Origin of the sequence: Pseudomonas sp. SCA2728.1_7 (assembly GCF_018138145.1) — a bacterium.
Classification (GTDB): domain Bacteria; phylum Pseudomonadota; class Gammaproteobacteria; order Pseudomonadales; family Pseudomonadaceae; genus Aquipseudomonas; species Aquipseudomonas koreensis_A.
In genome coordinates this window covers 5,638,753-5,653,418 of the sequence record NZ_CP073104.1, presented here as the reverse complement: position 1 = coordinate 5,653,418, position 14,666 = coordinate 5,638,753, and the positions used below count along the sequence as shown (strand labels likewise).

The 14,666-nt window shown below is 59.2% G+C and carries 13 protein-coding genes and 1 tRNA gene; 8 read left to right on the top strand and 6 right to left on the bottom strand.

All coding sequences use genetic code 11. The annotated features are described in order from the left end of the window. Nucleotides 1–61: 61 nt before the first annotated feature. From KBP52_RS25275 to KBP52_RS25240, 8 genes are all read left to right on the top strand, one after another. On the top strand, nucleotides 62–424 hold the full coding sequence (locus tag KBP52_RS25275; RefSeq protein WP_077574268.1) for a DUF5064 family protein: 363 nt from the start codon (nucleotides 62–64) through the stop codon (nucleotides 422–424). Nucleotides 425–954: 530 nt separating this feature from the next. Next, a complete protein-coding gene (locus KBP52_RS25270) occupies nucleotides 955–2,463 on the top strand; it encodes a sigma-54-dependent transcriptional regulator (RefSeq protein ID WP_077574269.1) in 1,509 nt (502 codons plus the stop codon). A 435-nt stretch (nucleotides 2,464–2,898) separates the two neighbouring features. After that, on the top strand, nucleotides 2,899–3,282 hold the full coding sequence (gcvH, locus tag KBP52_RS25265) for a glycine cleavage system protein GcvH (RefSeq protein WP_077574270.1): 384 nt from the start codon (nucleotides 2,899–2,901) through the stop codon (nucleotides 3,280–3,282). An 11-nt stretch (nucleotides 3,283–3,293) separates the two neighbouring features. Next, nucleotides 3,294–6,146 carry an aminomethyl-transferring glycine dehydrogenase gene (gene gcvP, locus KBP52_RS25260; protein ID WP_212621212.1) on the top strand — a complete coding sequence of 951 codons (2,853 nt, stop codon included), beginning with the start codon at nucleotides 3,294–3,296 and terminating at the stop codon, nucleotides 6,144–6,146. 201 nt (nucleotides 6,147–6,347) lie between these two features. Next, nucleotides 6,348–7,724, top strand: coding sequence for an L-serine ammonia-lyase (locus KBP52_RS25255; protein WP_123443683.1), 1,377 nt, complete (start codon nucleotides 6,348–6,350; stop codon nucleotides 7,722–7,724). Between the two features lie 132 nt (nucleotides 7,725–7,856). After that, entirely contained in the window at nucleotides 7,857–8,981 is a 1,125-nt protein-coding gene (gene gcvT, locus KBP52_RS25250) for a glycine cleavage system aminomethyltransferase GcvT (protein WP_077574273.1), read from the top strand. 403 nt (nucleotides 8,982–9,384) lie between these two features. Continuing rightward, nucleotides 9,385–9,597: a cold-shock protein gene (locus KBP52_RS25245; RefSeq protein ID WP_003227496.1), complete on the top strand. Its 213-nt coding sequence runs from the start codon at nucleotides 9,385–9,387 to the stop codon at nucleotides 9,595–9,597. A 96-nt stretch (nucleotides 9,598–9,693) separates the two neighbouring features. Then, the gene (locus tag KBP52_RS25240; RefSeq protein WP_212621211.1) at nucleotides 9,694–10,182 is read left to right on the top strand and encodes an RDD family protein; all 489 of its coding nucleotides are present in this window, start codon (nucleotides 9,694–9,696) and stop codon (nucleotides 10,180–10,182) included. A 135-nt stretch (nucleotides 10,183–10,317) separates the two neighbouring features. On the opposite strand, the gene nadA is transcribed toward KBP52_RS25240, so the two are convergent. The 6 genes from nadA to pal all read right to left on the bottom strand — a co-directional run bounded on the left by nadA (nucleotide 10,318) and on the right by pal (nucleotide 14,631). Continuing rightward, nucleotides 10,318–11,376 (bottom strand): quinolinate synthase NadA, encoded by a 1,059-nt coding sequence (nadA, locus tag KBP52_RS25235; RefSeq protein WP_212621210.1) that lies wholly within the window; start codon nucleotides 11,374–11,376, stop codon nucleotides 10,318–10,320. Between the two features lie 271 nt (nucleotides 11,377–11,647). After that, nucleotides 11,648–11,723 (bottom strand) — tRNA-Lys (locus tag KBP52_RS25230). Nucleotides 11,724–11,785: 62 nt separating this feature from the next. After that, complete coding sequence (gene queC / locus KBP52_RS25225; protein ID WP_212621209.1) at nucleotides 11,786–12,478, bottom strand: 7-cyano-7-deazaguanine synthase QueC; 693 nt, start codon at nucleotides 12,476–12,478, stop codon at nucleotides 11,786–11,788. A gap of 1 nt (nucleotide 12,479) precedes the next feature. Beyond that, on the bottom strand, nucleotides 12,480–13,127 hold the full coding sequence (queE, locus tag KBP52_RS25220; protein WP_077574277.1) for a 7-carboxy-7-deazaguanine synthase QueE: 648 nt from the start codon (nucleotides 13,125–13,127) through the stop codon (nucleotides 12,480–12,482). 166 nt (nucleotides 13,128–13,293) lie between these two features. Continuing rightward, nucleotides 13,294–14,127 (bottom strand): tol-pal system protein YbgF, encoded by an 834-nt coding sequence (gene ybgF, locus KBP52_RS25215; protein ID WP_077574278.1) that lies wholly within the window; start codon nucleotides 14,125–14,127, stop codon nucleotides 13,294–13,296. Nucleotides 14,128–14,133: 6 nt separating this feature from the next. After that, entirely contained in the window at nucleotides 14,134–14,631 is a 498-nt protein-coding gene (pal, locus tag KBP52_RS25210) for a peptidoglycan-associated lipoprotein Pal (protein WP_003178634.1), read from the bottom strand. Nucleotides 14,632–14,666 lie beyond the last annotated feature (35 nt).

Sequence of the window (14,666 nt, the reverse complement as noted above, 5' to 3'; positions counted from 1 at the left end):
CAGAAACTCCGGGGGCAGGCCCCTGGTCTGCCCTTCTCCCATGCCTTGAAAGGAGAAACTCATGGCCCAGTTTGAACCCGGTCATTTGCATATTGAGCGGCACGCGTTGACGCCGGATGACGTCAGTTACAACGTGTGCCTCGACTATGAAGTGTTCAGCGATCCGAAAAAAGGCAAAGGCATCCAGTTCACGATGCATGGCAACCTTCAGGGCAAGGACATGAAAGAGACCTTCTTCCTGCCCAAAGAGGAGGCCTACAACTTTGCCAACAATGTGACGAAAATCGCCGAGAAGTACGGCATTCCCAAGACGCACAGCCAGATCGGCTCGGTTCACAAGCATTACGACATGATGTTTGAAGACATCCGCAAGCAACTTGATATGAAGTCCGGGGATCCGGTCAATCTTGAGCACTTCGAATAACCCGCAAAAGCCCCTCACCCTAGCCCTCTCCCAGAGGGAGAGGGGACTGATTGGGGGATGCTCTAGAGTTACACCGACCTGATCCTGCTTTACCGAATCCATAATCGACTGGTTCTTTCAGGCCGATGTCAAACCTCAGACACCTCGGTCGGCCCCCTCTCCCTCCGGGAGAGGGCTGGGGTGAGGGACTGATTGGGAGATGCTTCGGAGTTACGCCGATCTGAACTCGCTTTACCGAATCCATAATCGACTGGTTCTTTCAGGTCGATGTCAAACCTCAGACACCTCGGTCGGCCCCCTCTCCCTCCGGGAGAGGGCTGGGGTGAGGGTGCTGATTGGGACATGCGTCGGAGTTACGCCGACCTCAACTCGCTTTACCGAATCCATAATCGACTGGTGCTTTCAGGTCGATGTCAAACCCAAGACACCTCGGTCGGCTCCCTCTCCCTCCGGGAGAGGGCTGGGGTGAGGGTGCTTTTGATTTAAGGCATACTTGCCACCCTCCGCTCTGCAGATCACTGAACCGCCCCATGCGTATCCACGTCAGCTTCATCGACCGCGTCGGCATCACCCAGGAAGTTCTGGCTATCCTCGGTGGGCGCAATCTCAATCTGGATGCGGTGGAGATGATCCCGCCCAACGTCTACATCGACGCACCGACCCTCAGCCCGCAAGTGCTCGAAGAGCTGAAAGACGCGTTGTTCCGCGTGCTCGGCGTGGAAGCGGTGACCGTGGTCGACATTCTCCCTGGCCAGCGTCGGCACCTGCAGCTTGACGCATTGCTGGCGGCGATGACCGATCCGGTTCTGGCGCTCGACAGTGCCGGCAAAGTGCTGCTGGCCAACCCGGCATTAATAGCGCTCTACGGTCGCGAACCGGCCGGTGAAAGCGTCTCTGAACTGTTCAACGATCCGGCCCTGCTCGACACCTTGCTCGAACACGGCTTCCGCTTGCCACTGCGCGAAATCACCGTCAACGGCCAGACCTTGCTGCTCGACGCTACGCCGATCACCGACGCTGGCGCCCTGCTGACCTTGTATCAACCGAACCGCATCGGCGAACAACTCTCGGCCTTGCACCACGACCACGCCGAGGGTTTCGATGCATTGCTCGGCGAATCCCCGGCCATCCGCACCCTCAAGGCGCGCGCGCAAAGGGTGGCTGCCCTCGATGCGCCATTGTTGATCCAGGGCGAAACCGGCACCGGCAAAGAACTCGTCGCCCGAGCCTGTCACGCGATCAGCACTCGCCACAGCGCACCGTTCCTCGCCTTGAACTGCGCGGCGCTGCCGGAAAACCTCGCCGAGAGCGAGCTGTTCGGCTACGCCCCCGGTGCCTTCACCGGCGCGGCGCGCGGTGGCAAGCCGGGGCTGATGGAACTGGCCAACCAGGGCACGGTGTTTCTCGATGAAATCGGCGAGATGTCGCCGTATCTGCAGGCCAAGCTGCTGCGCTTCTTGAACGATGGCAGCTTCCGTCGGGTCGGCGGTGATCGTGAGGTGAAGGTCAACGTGCGCATCCTCAGCGCAACTCACCGTGATCTGGAAAAAATGGTCAGCGAAGGCTTGTTCCGCGAAGACCTGTTCTATCGCCTCAACGTACTCAACGTTGAAGTGCCGCCGCTACGTGAGCGTGGTCAGGACATTCTGCTGTTGGCGCGCTATTTCATGCAGCAGGCCTGCGCGCAGATTCAGCGCCCGGTCTGCCGTCTCGCACCCGGTACTTACCCCGCACTGCTCGGCAATCGCTGGCCGGGCAACGTACGACAATTGCAGAACGTGATCTTCCGCGCGGCAGCGATTTGCGAGAGCAGCCTGGTGGATATTGGTGATCTCGACATCGCCGGCACCTCGGTCGCGCGTCAGGCTGACAGCGACGTCGATAGCCTCGAACAAGCGGTCGAGTCCTTCGAGAAAACGCTGCTGGAAAAACTCTACGTCAGCTATCCCTCGACCCGGCAACTGGCCAGCCGCCTGCAAACTTCGCACACCGCCATCGCCCATCGCCTGCGCAAATACGGCATCCCCAACAAGCCCTGAACCCACCACAAATCCTCCTGTAGGAGTGAGCCTGCTCGCGATAGCGGTCTGATATTCAACATTTGCGACGTCTGACACTCCGCTATCGCGAGCAGGCTCACTCCTACATTTATTTGTGGTGGATTCGAAATCCGTTCAAAAACGACCTCGAACTGTACTGAAAGCGCTACAGCGGAACGATATCGCTACACACACCTCTGATCACCGCTGTGCAAGGCTTTGATCCCGTTCAGCTTTTTTCCTCGCTCCACGCTGTAGCGATTTCGCTACACATGTCAGCGCATGCCGCATAGCCAGAACATATAAACCATTGATTTATAAAGACAAATCAACATTGGCCGTATTCTTGCTATTCATCCCCTCATAAATAAGGGCTCTCCCGCCCAAGCATTCCACCGCGTCCACCAGACGAGTCTGGCCCCCTGAGGAGTTTCCATGAGCGAGTTGCGTTTTACTGAAGATCACGAATGGCTGCGCACCGAAGCTGACGGCAGCGTTACTGTCGGCATCACCGCTTTCGCGCAGAACGCCCTGGGCGACGTGGTGTTCGTGCAACTGCCTGAACTGCAGGCTTACGAAAAAGGCGCCGAAGCCGCCACCGTGGAATCAGTGAAAGCCGCCAGCGGCGTGTACATGCCGCTCGACGGCGAAGTACTGGCCGTCAACCCGGCGCTCGAAGACGCCCCGGAACTGGTCAACGAAGATCCGCTGGGCCAAGGCTGGTTCTTCCGCTTCCAGCCAAGCGACGCTTCGGCCGTAGCCAAACTGCTCGATCAAGACGCTTACGACCGTCTGATCAAAGCCCAAGCCGAAGCCTGAGGAATACCGACATGACTCAAGTAAACCTTGGCACCGCCAACGAATTCATCGCCCGTCACATCGGCCCGCGCGCCGGTGACGAGCAAGCCATGCTCAACAGCCTCGGCTTCGATTCGCTCGAAGCCCTGAGCGCCAGTGTTATCCCGGAAAGCATCAAGGGCACCAGCGTGCTCGGCATGGACGACGGCCTCAGCGAAGCCGATGCCCTGGCGATGATCAAATCCATCGCAGGCAAAAACCAGCTGTTCAAAACCTACATCGGCCAGGGCTACTACAACTGCCACACGCCGTCGCCGATCCTGCGTAACCTGCTGGAAAACCCGGCCTGGTACACCGCTTACACCCCGTACCAGCCAGAGATTTCCCAGGGCCGTCTCGAAGCGCTGTTGAACTTCCAGACCATGATCAGCGACCTCACCGGCCTGCCGATCGCCAACGCCTCCCTGCTCGACGAAGCCACCGCCGCTGCCGAAGCCATGACCTTCTGCAAACGCCTGAGCAAGAACAAGGGCAGCCACCAATTCTTCGCATCGATCCACAGCCACCCGCAAACCCTCGACGTGCTGCGCACCCGTGCCGAGCCGCTGGGCATCGAAGTTGTCGTGGGCGATGAGCGTGAACTGACCGACGTGACGCCGTTCTTCGGCGCGCTGCTGCAATACCCGGCGAGCAACGGTGATGTCTTCGACTATCGCGAACTGACCGAACGCTTCCACGCCGCCAACGCGTTGGTGGCCGTGGCCGCTGACCTGCTGGCCCTGACCCTGCTGACCGCCCCGGGCGAGTTCGGCGCTGACGTCGCCATCGGTTCGGCACAACGCTTCGGCGTGCCGCTGGGCTTCGGTGGCCCGCACGCTGCGTACTTCTCCACCAAAGATGCGTTCAAACGCGACATGCCGGGCCGTCTGGTCGGTGTCTCGGTTGACCGTTTCGGCAAGCCGGCCCTGCGTCTGGCCATGCAAACCCGCGAGCAACACATCCGCCGCGAGAAAGCCACGTCGAACATCTGCACCGCACAAGTGCTGCTGGCCAACATCGCCAGCATGTACGCCGTCTACCACGGCCCGAAAGGCCTGACCCAGATCGCCAACCGAGTGCATCACCTGACCGCGATTCTCGCCAAGGGTCTGATCGCGCTGGGCGCTAACGTCGAACAAGCCAGTTTCTTCGACACCCTGACCGTCGCCACCGGCGCACACACCGCCGCACTGCACGACAAGGCGCATGCTGCGCAGATCAACCTGCGCGTGATCGACGCTCAGCGTCTGGGCCTGTCGGTCGATGAAACCACCACCCAGGCTGACATCGAAACCCTGTGGGGCCTGTTCGCCGACGGCAAAAACCTGCCGGACTTCGCTGCGCTGGCCGCCTCCGTGCAGAGCACCATCCCAGCCTCGCTGGTACGTCAGTCGCCAATCCTCAGCCACCCGGTGTTCAATCGTTATCACTCGGAAACCGAGCTGATGCGCTACCTGCGCAAACTGGCGGACAAGGATCTGGCGCTGGATCGCACCATGATCCCGCTGGGCTCGTGCACCATGAAGCTCAACGCCGCCAGCGAAATGATTCCGGTGACCTGGGCTGAATTCGGTGCGCTGCACCCGTTCGCCCCGGCCGCGCAAAGTGCCGGTTACCAGCAACTGACCGACGAGCTGGAAGCGATGCTTTGCGCCGCCACCGGTTACGACGCTATCTCGCTGCAACCGAACGCCGGTTCGCAAGGTGAGTACGCAGGCCTGTTGGCGATCCGCGCCTATCACCAGAGCCGTGGCGATGAGCGTCGCGACATCTGCCTGATCCCGTCGTCCGCTCACGGCACCAACCCGGCCACCGCCAACATGGCCGGTATGCGTGTGGTCGTGACCGCGTGCGATGCGCGCGGCAACGTCGACATCGAAGACCTCCGTGCCAAAGCCATCGAGCACCGCGAACACCTCGCCGCGCTGATGATCACTTACCCGTCGACCCACGGCGTGTTCGAAGAAGGCATCCGCGAAATCTGCGCGATCATTCATGACAACGGCGGCCAGGTGTACATCGACGGCGCCAACATGAACGCGATGGTTGGCCTCTGCGCACCGGGCAAGTTCGGCGGCGACGTCTCGCACCTGAACCTGCACAAAACCTTCTGCATCCCGCACGGCGGTGGCGGCCCGGGCGTCGGCCCGATTGGCGTGAAGTCGCACCTGACCCCGTTCCTGCCGGGCCACGGCCAGATGGAACGCAAAGAAGGCGCGGTCTGCGCGGCACCGTTCGGCAGCGCAAGTATTTTGCCGATCACCTGGATGTACATTCGCATGATGGGCGGCGCCGGTCTGAAGCGCGCTTCGCAGTTGGCGATCCTCAATGCCAACTACATTTCCCGTCGCCTCGAAGAGCACTACCCAGTGCTGTACACCGGCAGCAACGGTCTGGTGGCGCACGAGTGCATTCTCGATCTGCGTCCGTTGAAAGACAGCAGCGGCATCAGCGTTGATGACGTCGCCAAGCGCCTGATCGACTTCGGTTTCCACGCACCGACCATGTCGTTCCCGGTAGCGGGCACGCTGATGATCGAGCCGACCGAAAGTGAATCCAAGGAAGAACTGGATCGCTTCTGCGACGCCATGATCCGCATCCGCGAAGAAATCCGCGCGGTGGAAAACGGCACGCTGGACAAGGACGACAACCCGCTGAAAAACGCGCCGCACACCGCAGCGGAACTGGTTGGCGAGTGGACTCACCCGTACAGCCGCGAGCAGGCCGTTTATCCGGTTGCGTCGTTGATTGAAGGCAAATACTGGCCACCGGTCGGTCGCGTCGACAACGTCTTCGGCGATCGCAACCTGGTCTGCGCCTGCCCGTCGATCGAAAGCTACGCTTAAACCGATGCGGGATCAGTTATCGCTGATCCCGCACACACCGCTGATCCCCTGTAGGAGTGAGCCTGCTCGCGATAGCGCACTGACATTTACCAATGATGTCGACTGACAGACCGCTATCGCGAGCAGGCTCACTCCTACAAGGGAATGCGGTCAGCCGCAAAACTTTGCCAATTCCTATAACAAGAAACCGGAGAACCACTCATGTCGTTAAGCGTGTTCGACCTGTTCAAGATTGGCATCGGCCCCTCCAGTTCCCACACCGTCGGCCCGATGCGTGCTGCTGCGCGTTTCGCCGAAGGCCTGCGACGTGAAAATCTACTGACGGCCACCGCCAGCGTTCGCGTCGAGTTGTACGGTTCCCTCGGCGCCACCGGTAAAGGTCACGGCAGCGACAAAGCCGTGCTGCTCGGCCTCGAAGGCGAACACCCGGACACCGTCGATACCGAAACCGTCGCCGCACGCCTGCAAGAGATTCGCGGCAACGGCCGGCTGAATCTGCTCGGCGAACACAGCATTGCGTTCAACGAGAAAGAACACCTGGCGATGATCCGCAAGCCGCTGGCCTATCACCCCAACGGCATGATCTTCCGCGCCTTTGATGCGGCGGGGATTCAAATCCGCAGCCGCGAGTACTACTCGGTCGGCGGTGGTTTTGTTGTCGACGAGGACGCGGCTGGTGCCGATCGCATCGTCGAAGACGCCACACCGCTGACCTTCCCGTTCAAAAGTGCCAAGGATTTGCTCGGTCATTGCGCCACCTACGGTCTGTCGATCAGTCAGGTGATGCTGACCAACGAAAGCGCTTGGCGCCCGGAAGCGGAAACCCGCGCCGGCCTGCTGAAAATCTGGCAAGTGATGCAGGACTGCGTGGCTGCAGGTTGCCGTAACGAAGGTATTTTGCCGGGCGGCTTGAAGGTCAAACGTCGTGCGGCAGCGCTGCATCGGCAACTGTGCAAGAACCCGGAATCAGCGTTGCGCGATCCGTTGTCGGTGCTCGACTGGGTCAATCTCTACGCACTCGCGGTCAACGAAGAAAACGCCAACGGCGGGCGCGTGGTCACCGCACCCACCAACGGCGCGGCCGGGATCATTCCCGCAGTGCTGCATTACTACATGCGTTTTATCCCCGGTGCGAACGACGACGGCGTCGTACGGTTTCTGCTGACCGCGGCGGCCATCGGCATTCTCTACAAGGAAAACGCCTCGATCTCCGGCGCCGAAGTCGGCTGCCAAGGTGAAGTCGGCGTGGCCTGTTCGATGGCGGCCGGGGCGTTGTGCGAAGTGCTTGGTGGCAGCGTTCAGCAAGTCGAGAACGCTGCGGAAATCGGCATGGAGCACAACCTCGGCCTGACCTGCGACCCGATTGGCGGACTGGTGCAGGTGCCGTGTATCGAGCGCAATGCCATGGGTTCGGTGAAAGCGATCAACGCTGTGCGCATGGCCATGAGAGGCGACGGCCAGCATTTCGTCTCCCTCGACAAAGTCATCCGCACCATGCGCCAGACCGGCGCCGACATGAAAAGCAAATACAAAGAGACCGCCCGCGGCGGTCTGGCGGTCAACATTATCGAATGCTGACCTCACCCCAGCCCTCTCCCTCCGGGAGAGAAACGTACCTAACTCCCTCTCCCTCCGGGAGAGGGCTGGGGTGAGGGGCTTTTGATCTTGATCTTGCCTCTTACCCAAACTCAAATTTTCAAGGAGCCACGCATGTCCACCGAACAACTGTCGAAAACCCCGCTGCACGCTCTGCACCTCGAACTCGGCGCCCGCATGGTGCCGTTCGCCGGCTACGACATGCCAGTGCAATACCCGCTCGGCGTTATGAAGGAACACCAGCACACCCGTGAACAGGCCGGGTTGTTCGACGTCTCGCACATGGGCCAGATCCGCTTGACCGGCGCCAATGCCGCCAAAGCCCTGGAAACCCTGGTGCCGGTGGACATCATCGACCTGCCGGTGGGCATGCAGCGTTACGCGATGTTCACCAACGAGACCGGTGGCATTCTCGATGACTTGATGGTCGCCAACCTCGGTAATGACGAACTGTTTCTGGTGGTCAACGCCGCGTGCAAGGATCAGGACCTGGCCCACCTGCAAAAACACATCGGCGCTCAGTGCACCATAACGGCGCTGTTCGAAGAACGCGCCCTCTTGGCATTGCAGGGTCCGGCAGCCGTTACCGTGCTGGCGCGACTGGCTCCCGACGTGGCGAAAATGACGTTCATGCAGTTCGCCCGTGTGAATCTGCTGGGTGTCGACTGCTTCGTCAGCCGTTCGGGCTATACCGGTGAAGACGGTTTCGAAATCTCCGTTCCGGCCGCCGACGCGGAAAAACTCGCCCGCGCCCTGCTCGCTGAACCGGAAGTCCAGGCCATCGGCCTCGGTGCCCGCGATTCGCTGCGCCTGGAAGCCGGCCTGTGCCTCTACGGCCACGACATGAACACCGAGACCACGCCGATCGAAGCCAGCCTGCTGTGGGCAATCTCCAAGCCACGTCGCGCTGATGGCGCGCGGGCCGGCGGTTTTCCGGGCGCGGAGAACGTTTTCGCTCAGCAGCAGAACGGTGTCGCACGCAAACGCGTCGGCTTGCTGCCGCAGGAGCGTACGCCAGTGCGTGAAGGCGCAGAAATCGTCAACGAAGCCGGCGAAATCATCGGCAGCGTGTGCAGCGGCGGCTTCGGTCCGACACTGGGCGGTCCGCTGGCAATGGGTTACCTCGACAGCACTTATGTCGCCATCGACACACCGGTTTGGGCCATCGTGCGTGGGAAAAAGGTGCAAATGCTTGTAAGCAAAATGCCATTTGTTCCACAACGCTACTATCGTGGTTGATTGACTGTTTCTATAAGTAACGCGATTGCGTTATGCGTGCACTAATGTGTCACGCAATCGCCACAAAAAAGTGCATTTTCTATCAACTGATTCGAATATGAACTTTGCTTATAACGATCGAAAACAATTGAACAAGCGAATCGTCTAAGGCTGCACTAGTGAAACACCTAACTGCCTAAAGCTCAGTAAAACCGGGGGCTTCGCAGGGCTTGTTTTTTCTCCCGTAGTTGGCGTAGAGTTTGTCCACTGTGTTTGCATGGGTCAGCTTGGAATCGTGACCTGGGCAGTAGCCTACAAGTTAGCTACATCCCGTTCGACGTCTTCTTACTCTCCTGCAACCAGCCCCAGTACTCTTTCATGAGAAAGAGACTGTCATCAATTTATGCGTCAAAGGAAATAAGAAATGTCCACACGTCAGAGCGGTACCGTCAAGTGGTTTAACGACGAGAAAGGTTTTGGTTTTATCACTCCAGAAAGCGGTCCGGATCTGTTCGTGCATTTCCGCGCCATTCAGGGCAACGGCTTCAAAAGCCTGAAAGAAGGCCAGAAAGTGACCTTCGTTGCTGTGCAAGGCCAGAAAGGCATGCAGGCTGACGAAGTACAAGCAGAAGCCTGATTTCTGTTACGAAAAAGCCCCTGATATTGATATCAGGGGCTTTTTTGTCCGCGCGAATCCGTAAAATGGCGCTTCATTTTGCGTCCAGAGGCTGCCATGTCGAAAAACCTGCTCACGCCCCAAGGGGATTTCCCTCCGGTAGGCCTTGGCCGTCGCCTGGCAGCGATGTTCTACGACTTTCTGCTGTGCACCGCCCTGCTGATCGTCACGGGTGGCATCTACAAGATGATCCAGGCAGCGATCATAGGCGAAGAACGTCTGCGGGTGATGACCGATGCCGGGCAACTGGACGGTGATCCCTTGTACTCCACCGTGCTGGTGTTGGTGCTGTTCGGATTCTTCGCCAAGTTCTGGACCCATGGCGGGCAGACACTGGGCATGCAGGTGTGGGGCATTCGTGTGCAGAACGCCAATGGCACGGCGATCAGCCTGTGGCAGGCGCTGTTGCGGTTTATGGTGTCGATTGCGTCGTGGCTGTGCGTGGGGCTGGGATTCTTCTGGTCGCTGTACGACAAGCAGAAGCGCACGTGGCATGACATCTATTCGGATACGCGCCTCGTCCGGGTCCCGAAGAAGACCAAATAATTTCCAGACGCCAAAAACCACTGTAGGAGTGAGCCTGCTCGCGATAGCGGTGTATCAGTCAACATAATTGTTATCTGACACACCGCTATCGCGAGCAGGCTCACTCCTACAGGTTTATTTGTTGCCTGAAAGACCTTAGGCGTTACCGGCCAGCTTCATCCGTGCAGCTTGAGTAAAGTCGAGCATCCGCTTCAACGGCCGAATCGCCTGCGGAATCAACGCCGGATCGACAAAGATCTCGTTGCTCCCTTCCTTCAAGCTCTTGAGCGTGCGCTCAAGGGTGTTCATGGCCATCCACGGGCAATGTGCGCAACTGCGGCACGCGGCGCCGTTACCGGCGGTTGGCGCCTCGATGAAGACCTTGTCCGGGCACAACTGCTGCATCTTGTAGAAGATGCCACGGTCTGTCGCAACGATCAGCGTCTTGTTCGGCAATGACTGTGCAGCGGCAATCAGCTGACTGGTAGAACCGACAGCGTCCGCCAACTCGATCACCGACGTTGGCGATTCCGGGTGCACGAGGATCGCAGCATCCGGGTACAGCGCCTTCATGTCTTCGAGCTGCTTGGACTTGAACTCTTCGTGAACGATGCAGGCACCGTCCCAGAGCAGCATGTCGGCGCCAGTCTTGCGCTGAATGTAGGTGCCGAGGTGCTTGTCAGGGCCCCAGATGATGGTCTCGCCGTTGTCCATCAGGCTTTCGACGATTTCCAGCGCGCAACTCGACGTCACTACCCAGTCAGCCCGGGCTTTGACCGCCGCAGAGGTGTTGGCATAGACCACCACCGTGCGCTCCGGGTGCTGATCACAGAACGCCGAGAACTCGTCGACCGGGCAACCCAGATCCAGCGAGCAAGTTGCCTCAAGCGTCGGCATCAGCACGCGTTTTTCCGGGTTGAGGATCTTCGCGGTCTCGCCCATGAACTTCACGCCGGCGACCACCACGGTCTTCGCCGGGTGAGCGTTGCCGAAGCGGGCCATTTCCAGGGAGTCAGAGACACAGCCACCGGTTTCTTCGGCCAGAGCCTGAATCACCGGATCGCAATAAAAGTGGGCCACCAGCACCGCGTCCTGAGCCTTGAGCTCGGCGGCGATGGCAGAACGGTAATAAGCCTCTTCCTCAGCCGTCAGCGGTTTTGGCTGTTTGGCATCGAGGTGGGCTTGAACCAGAAGGCGTTCGGAAATCTGCGTCATGTTCGCAAGACCTGCAGGCGCTTTCGCGCGAAAGTCGAGTATACACCCGGCTCCGGACCGCTTGAGGGTACCGCCGGGAGAGTGAGTATTATCAGGCACGGACAACGTTGAAGCTGCGCAAGGCTACAGAATATCCCGTTGATACAAAAGATGATTCTGACCTGCGTCAGCGCTGCGGGTATTGAAATAACGCGGAGCGAAATTACAGGCAAAAAAAAACCCGGAAATCCTCACTTTCGTGGGCCTTCCGGATTTTCTAAACCGCCAAATATGGTGGGTCGTGTGGGATTCGAACCTACGACCAATTGGTTAAAAGCCAACTGCTCTACCAACTGAGCTAACGACCCGCTGTGTGGTGGCGCGTATAATACTGATTTTTAAGGACTATTCAACACCTTTTTGAAAATAATCAAAAATAAGGTGTTGGGTCGTCCACACCAGCTGCCGCGAAGCCTTCTGCACGCAGGCGGCAGCTGTCGCATTTACCGCACGCGCGGCCGTCATCGTCGGCCTGATAGCAGGACACGGTGAGGCCATAATCAACGCCGAGCTTCACGCCCGCCTCGACGATCTGCGCCTTGCTCAGGTTCTGTAGTGGCGCCTGAATGCGGAAGCCGTTGCCTTCAACGCCGGCCTTGGTCGCCAGATTGGCCATGCGCTCGAACGACTCGATGAACTCCGGGCGGCAATCCGGATAGCCCGAGTAATCCACTGCATTAACACCAATGAAGATATCGCGGGCGCCGAGCACTTCCGCCCACCCCAATGCCAGCGACAAGAACACCGTGTTGCGCGCCGGCACGTACGTCACCGGAATGCCTTCGCCCAGCGCTTCGGGGATGTCGATGCTGGTGTCGGTCAGTGCCGAGCCGCCCATACCATTCAGGTTGAGGCCAATCACCTTGTGCTCGACCACGCCCAAGTCGCGGGCGACACGGGCAGCGGCGTGCAGTTCGGCGTGCGAACGCTGGCCGTAGTCGAAGCTCATGGTGTAGCAGCGGTAGCCTTCGGCGCGTGCCATGGCCACGACGGTCGCCGAATCAAGGCCGCCAGACAGCAGGATGACGGCGCGTTTTTCAGTGGTGTTCAGTTGTTCTGACATATCAGCGCCCCGGCTCGTCATTCCACAGATATTTATGCAACTGCAACTGCAACCGCACCGGCAGGTTGTCCGCCACCACCCAGTCCGCCAGATCGCGGGCATTGAGGTCATGGTGGCTTGGGGAAAACAGCACTTCACCGGCACGCCGATCGAGACCGTACTGAATCAGTTTGGAGACGGCCCAGTCATAGTCGTCCCGCGAGCAGATGACAAACTTCACCTGATCGTTGGGCGTCAGCAGTTCGATGTTCTCGTAACGGTTGCGATGGGCTTCTTTCGAATCCGGCGTCTTCAGGTCGACAACGCGACTGACGCGCGGATCGACCGCCGAGACGTCGAGTGCGCCGCTGGTTTCCAGCGAAACCTCGTAACCGGCATCACACAACTGCTTGAGCAAAGGAATGGCATTCGGCTGTGCCAGCGGCTCACCGCCGGTGACACAGACGTAGCGCGGACGAAATCCGGCCACTTGCTCGAGGATGTCGTCGAGGGTGCGGATGGTGCCGCCGCTGAAGGCATAGGCGCTGTCGCAGTATTGGCAACGCAAAGGGCAACCGGTCAGGCGCACAAAAACCGTGGGCAGCCCGGCAGTCCGCGTTTCCCCCTGCAACGAGTAGAAAACTTCGGTGATTCTCAATGTGTCTTGCATAGTCGCCACGGGCGTAACAGCTAAACAGGCTGTCCGCCTCCGTCAGGCACTTCAGGCAATCCCGCCAACGCGTAGACCGCAAGAAGCGTGTTTCAGAAAAAGGGCGTGAATTCTAACGAAAAAACCCGCGACAAGCGCGGGTTTCTTCCAAACGGGTCAAGCTTGCTTACATGCGCTGCAGATCGCGTTGAGCCAACTGAGCGGCAGAGGTACCCGGATATTGGGCCACCACCTGCTGCAGAATGCCTTTGACCTTGTCGGTATGACCAAGGCGGCGTTCTACATCAGCCAGCTTGTACAGCGAGTCCGGCACTTTGGCGTGCTTGGGATACAGCTGCGAAACCTTGGCGAAAGCCTGACCTGCACCTTGCAGATCGCCTTTGGCCAGATTCACTTCACCCAACCAGTACTGGGCGTTGCCCGCGTATTGGCTGTTCGGGTATTTGCGCAGGAAAGCGGCAAAAGCCTGGCTGGCCTTGTCGAAATCCTTGGCTTTGATCAGGTCGAAAGCGGCATCGTAATACAGCTTTTCCTTGGCCGGATCACCCGGTTCGCTGCTTGCAGCAGGTGCCTGGGCAGCAGCCCCGGCGCCAGCGGCAGCACCGGCAGCAGCACTTGCATCGCCACCGGCAGAAGAATTCTCAGGAGTCGCGGCAGGTGCAGCACCGGATCCTATGCGCCGATCAAGATCCTGGTATCGCTCCAGGGATTCCTGCTTCATGCGCGCAACCTGATTCTGCAGTTCTTCAATCACACCTTGCTGGCGCGATATCTGATCCTGCATCTGTTGCAATTGGTTGAACAGCATGCCTTGTGCCGAGGTAGGGGCCGAAGCCGCTCCCCCGGCATAGGCGCCGTTCGTACCGTAACCCGCAGGCGGATAACTGCTCCCGCTATTGTTATAACCGGAGTTGTCATCGACCACAGGAACCGCAGCCCACGCCGCAAGCGGCGCGAGGCTGAGAGCCAGAACAGTTACAGCACGACGGCACGTTCGCATATCGAATTACTTACGCAGTTCGACGCGACGGTTTTGAGCCCAGGACTGCTCGTCGTTGCCGGTAGCAACTGGACGCTCTTCGCCGTAGGAAACCAGTTCCAGCTGAGCTGGGGAAACACCTTGCAGTACCAGGTAGCGCTGAACGGCTTTCGCACGACGCTCGCCCAGTGCCATGTTGTACTCACGAGTACCACGTTCGTCGGTGTTGCCTTCCAGAACAACGCGAGCGCCGTTTGCTTTCAGGTCTTTGGCGTGAACGTCCAGAGCGCGCATGGCTTCTGGCTTCAGGTCCGAGCTGTCGTATTCGAAGTAGAAGGTGGTGATTGCGCGCAGAGCAGCTTCTTCGCTCAGGGAACCGTCAACGGCACCAGTGTTTGCGCCGTAACCAGCGTTTGGATCAACAGCGCCTTCACCGGCGTTGTCGCCGCCTTTGGACGAGCAACCTACAGCTACAGCCATGGCCAGAGCCAGCGCAGCAAATTTACCAAACTTCAGCATTTCCATCGTGAAACTCCTAATGAACCCCAGTGTGTTAAGTA

Coding starts and splice junctions, on each gene's coding strand:
- KBP52_RS25275 (WP_077574268.1), top strand. CDS start 62: ATGGCCCAGTTTGAACCCGGTCATTTGCATATTGAGCGGCACGCGTTG.
- KBP52_RS25270 (WP_077574269.1), top strand. CDS start 955: ATGCGTATCCACGTCAGCTTCATCGACCGCGTCGGCATCACCCAGGAA.
- gcvH (WP_077574270.1), top strand. CDS start 2,899: ATGAGCGAGTTGCGTTTTACTGAAGATCACGAATGGCTGCGCACCGAA.
- gcvP (WP_212621212.1), top strand. CDS start 3,294: ATGACTCAAGTAAACCTTGGCACCGCCAACGAATTCATCGCCCGTCAC.
- KBP52_RS25255 (WP_123443683.1), top strand. CDS start 6,348: ATGTCGTTAAGCGTGTTCGACCTGTTCAAGATTGGCATCGGCCCCTCC.
- gcvT (WP_077574273.1), top strand. CDS start 7,857: ATGTCCACCGAACAACTGTCGAAAACCCCGCTGCACGCTCTGCACCTC.
- KBP52_RS25245 (WP_003227496.1), top strand. CDS start 9,385: ATGTCCACACGTCAGAGCGGTACCGTCAAGTGGTTTAACGACGAGAAA.
- KBP52_RS25240 (WP_212621211.1), top strand. CDS start 9,694: ATGTCGAAAAACCTGCTCACGCCCCAAGGGGATTTCCCTCCGGTAGGC.
- nadA (WP_212621210.1), bottom strand. CDS start 11,376: ATGACGCAGATTTCCGAACGCCTTCTGGTTCAAGCCCACCTCGATGCC.
- queC (WP_212621209.1), bottom strand. CDS start 12,478: ATGTCAGAACAACTGAACACCACTGAAAAACGCGCCGTCATCCTGCTG.
- queE (WP_077574277.1), bottom strand. CDS start 13,127: ATGCAAGACACATTGAGAATCACCGAAGTTTTCTACTCGTTGCAGGGG.
- ybgF (WP_077574278.1), bottom strand. CDS start 14,127: ATGCGAACGTGCCGTCGTGCTGTAACTGTTCTGGCTCTCAGCCTCGCG.
- pal (WP_003178634.1), bottom strand. CDS start 14,631: ATGGAAATGCTGAAGTTTGGTAAATTTGCTGCGCTGGCTCTGGCCATG.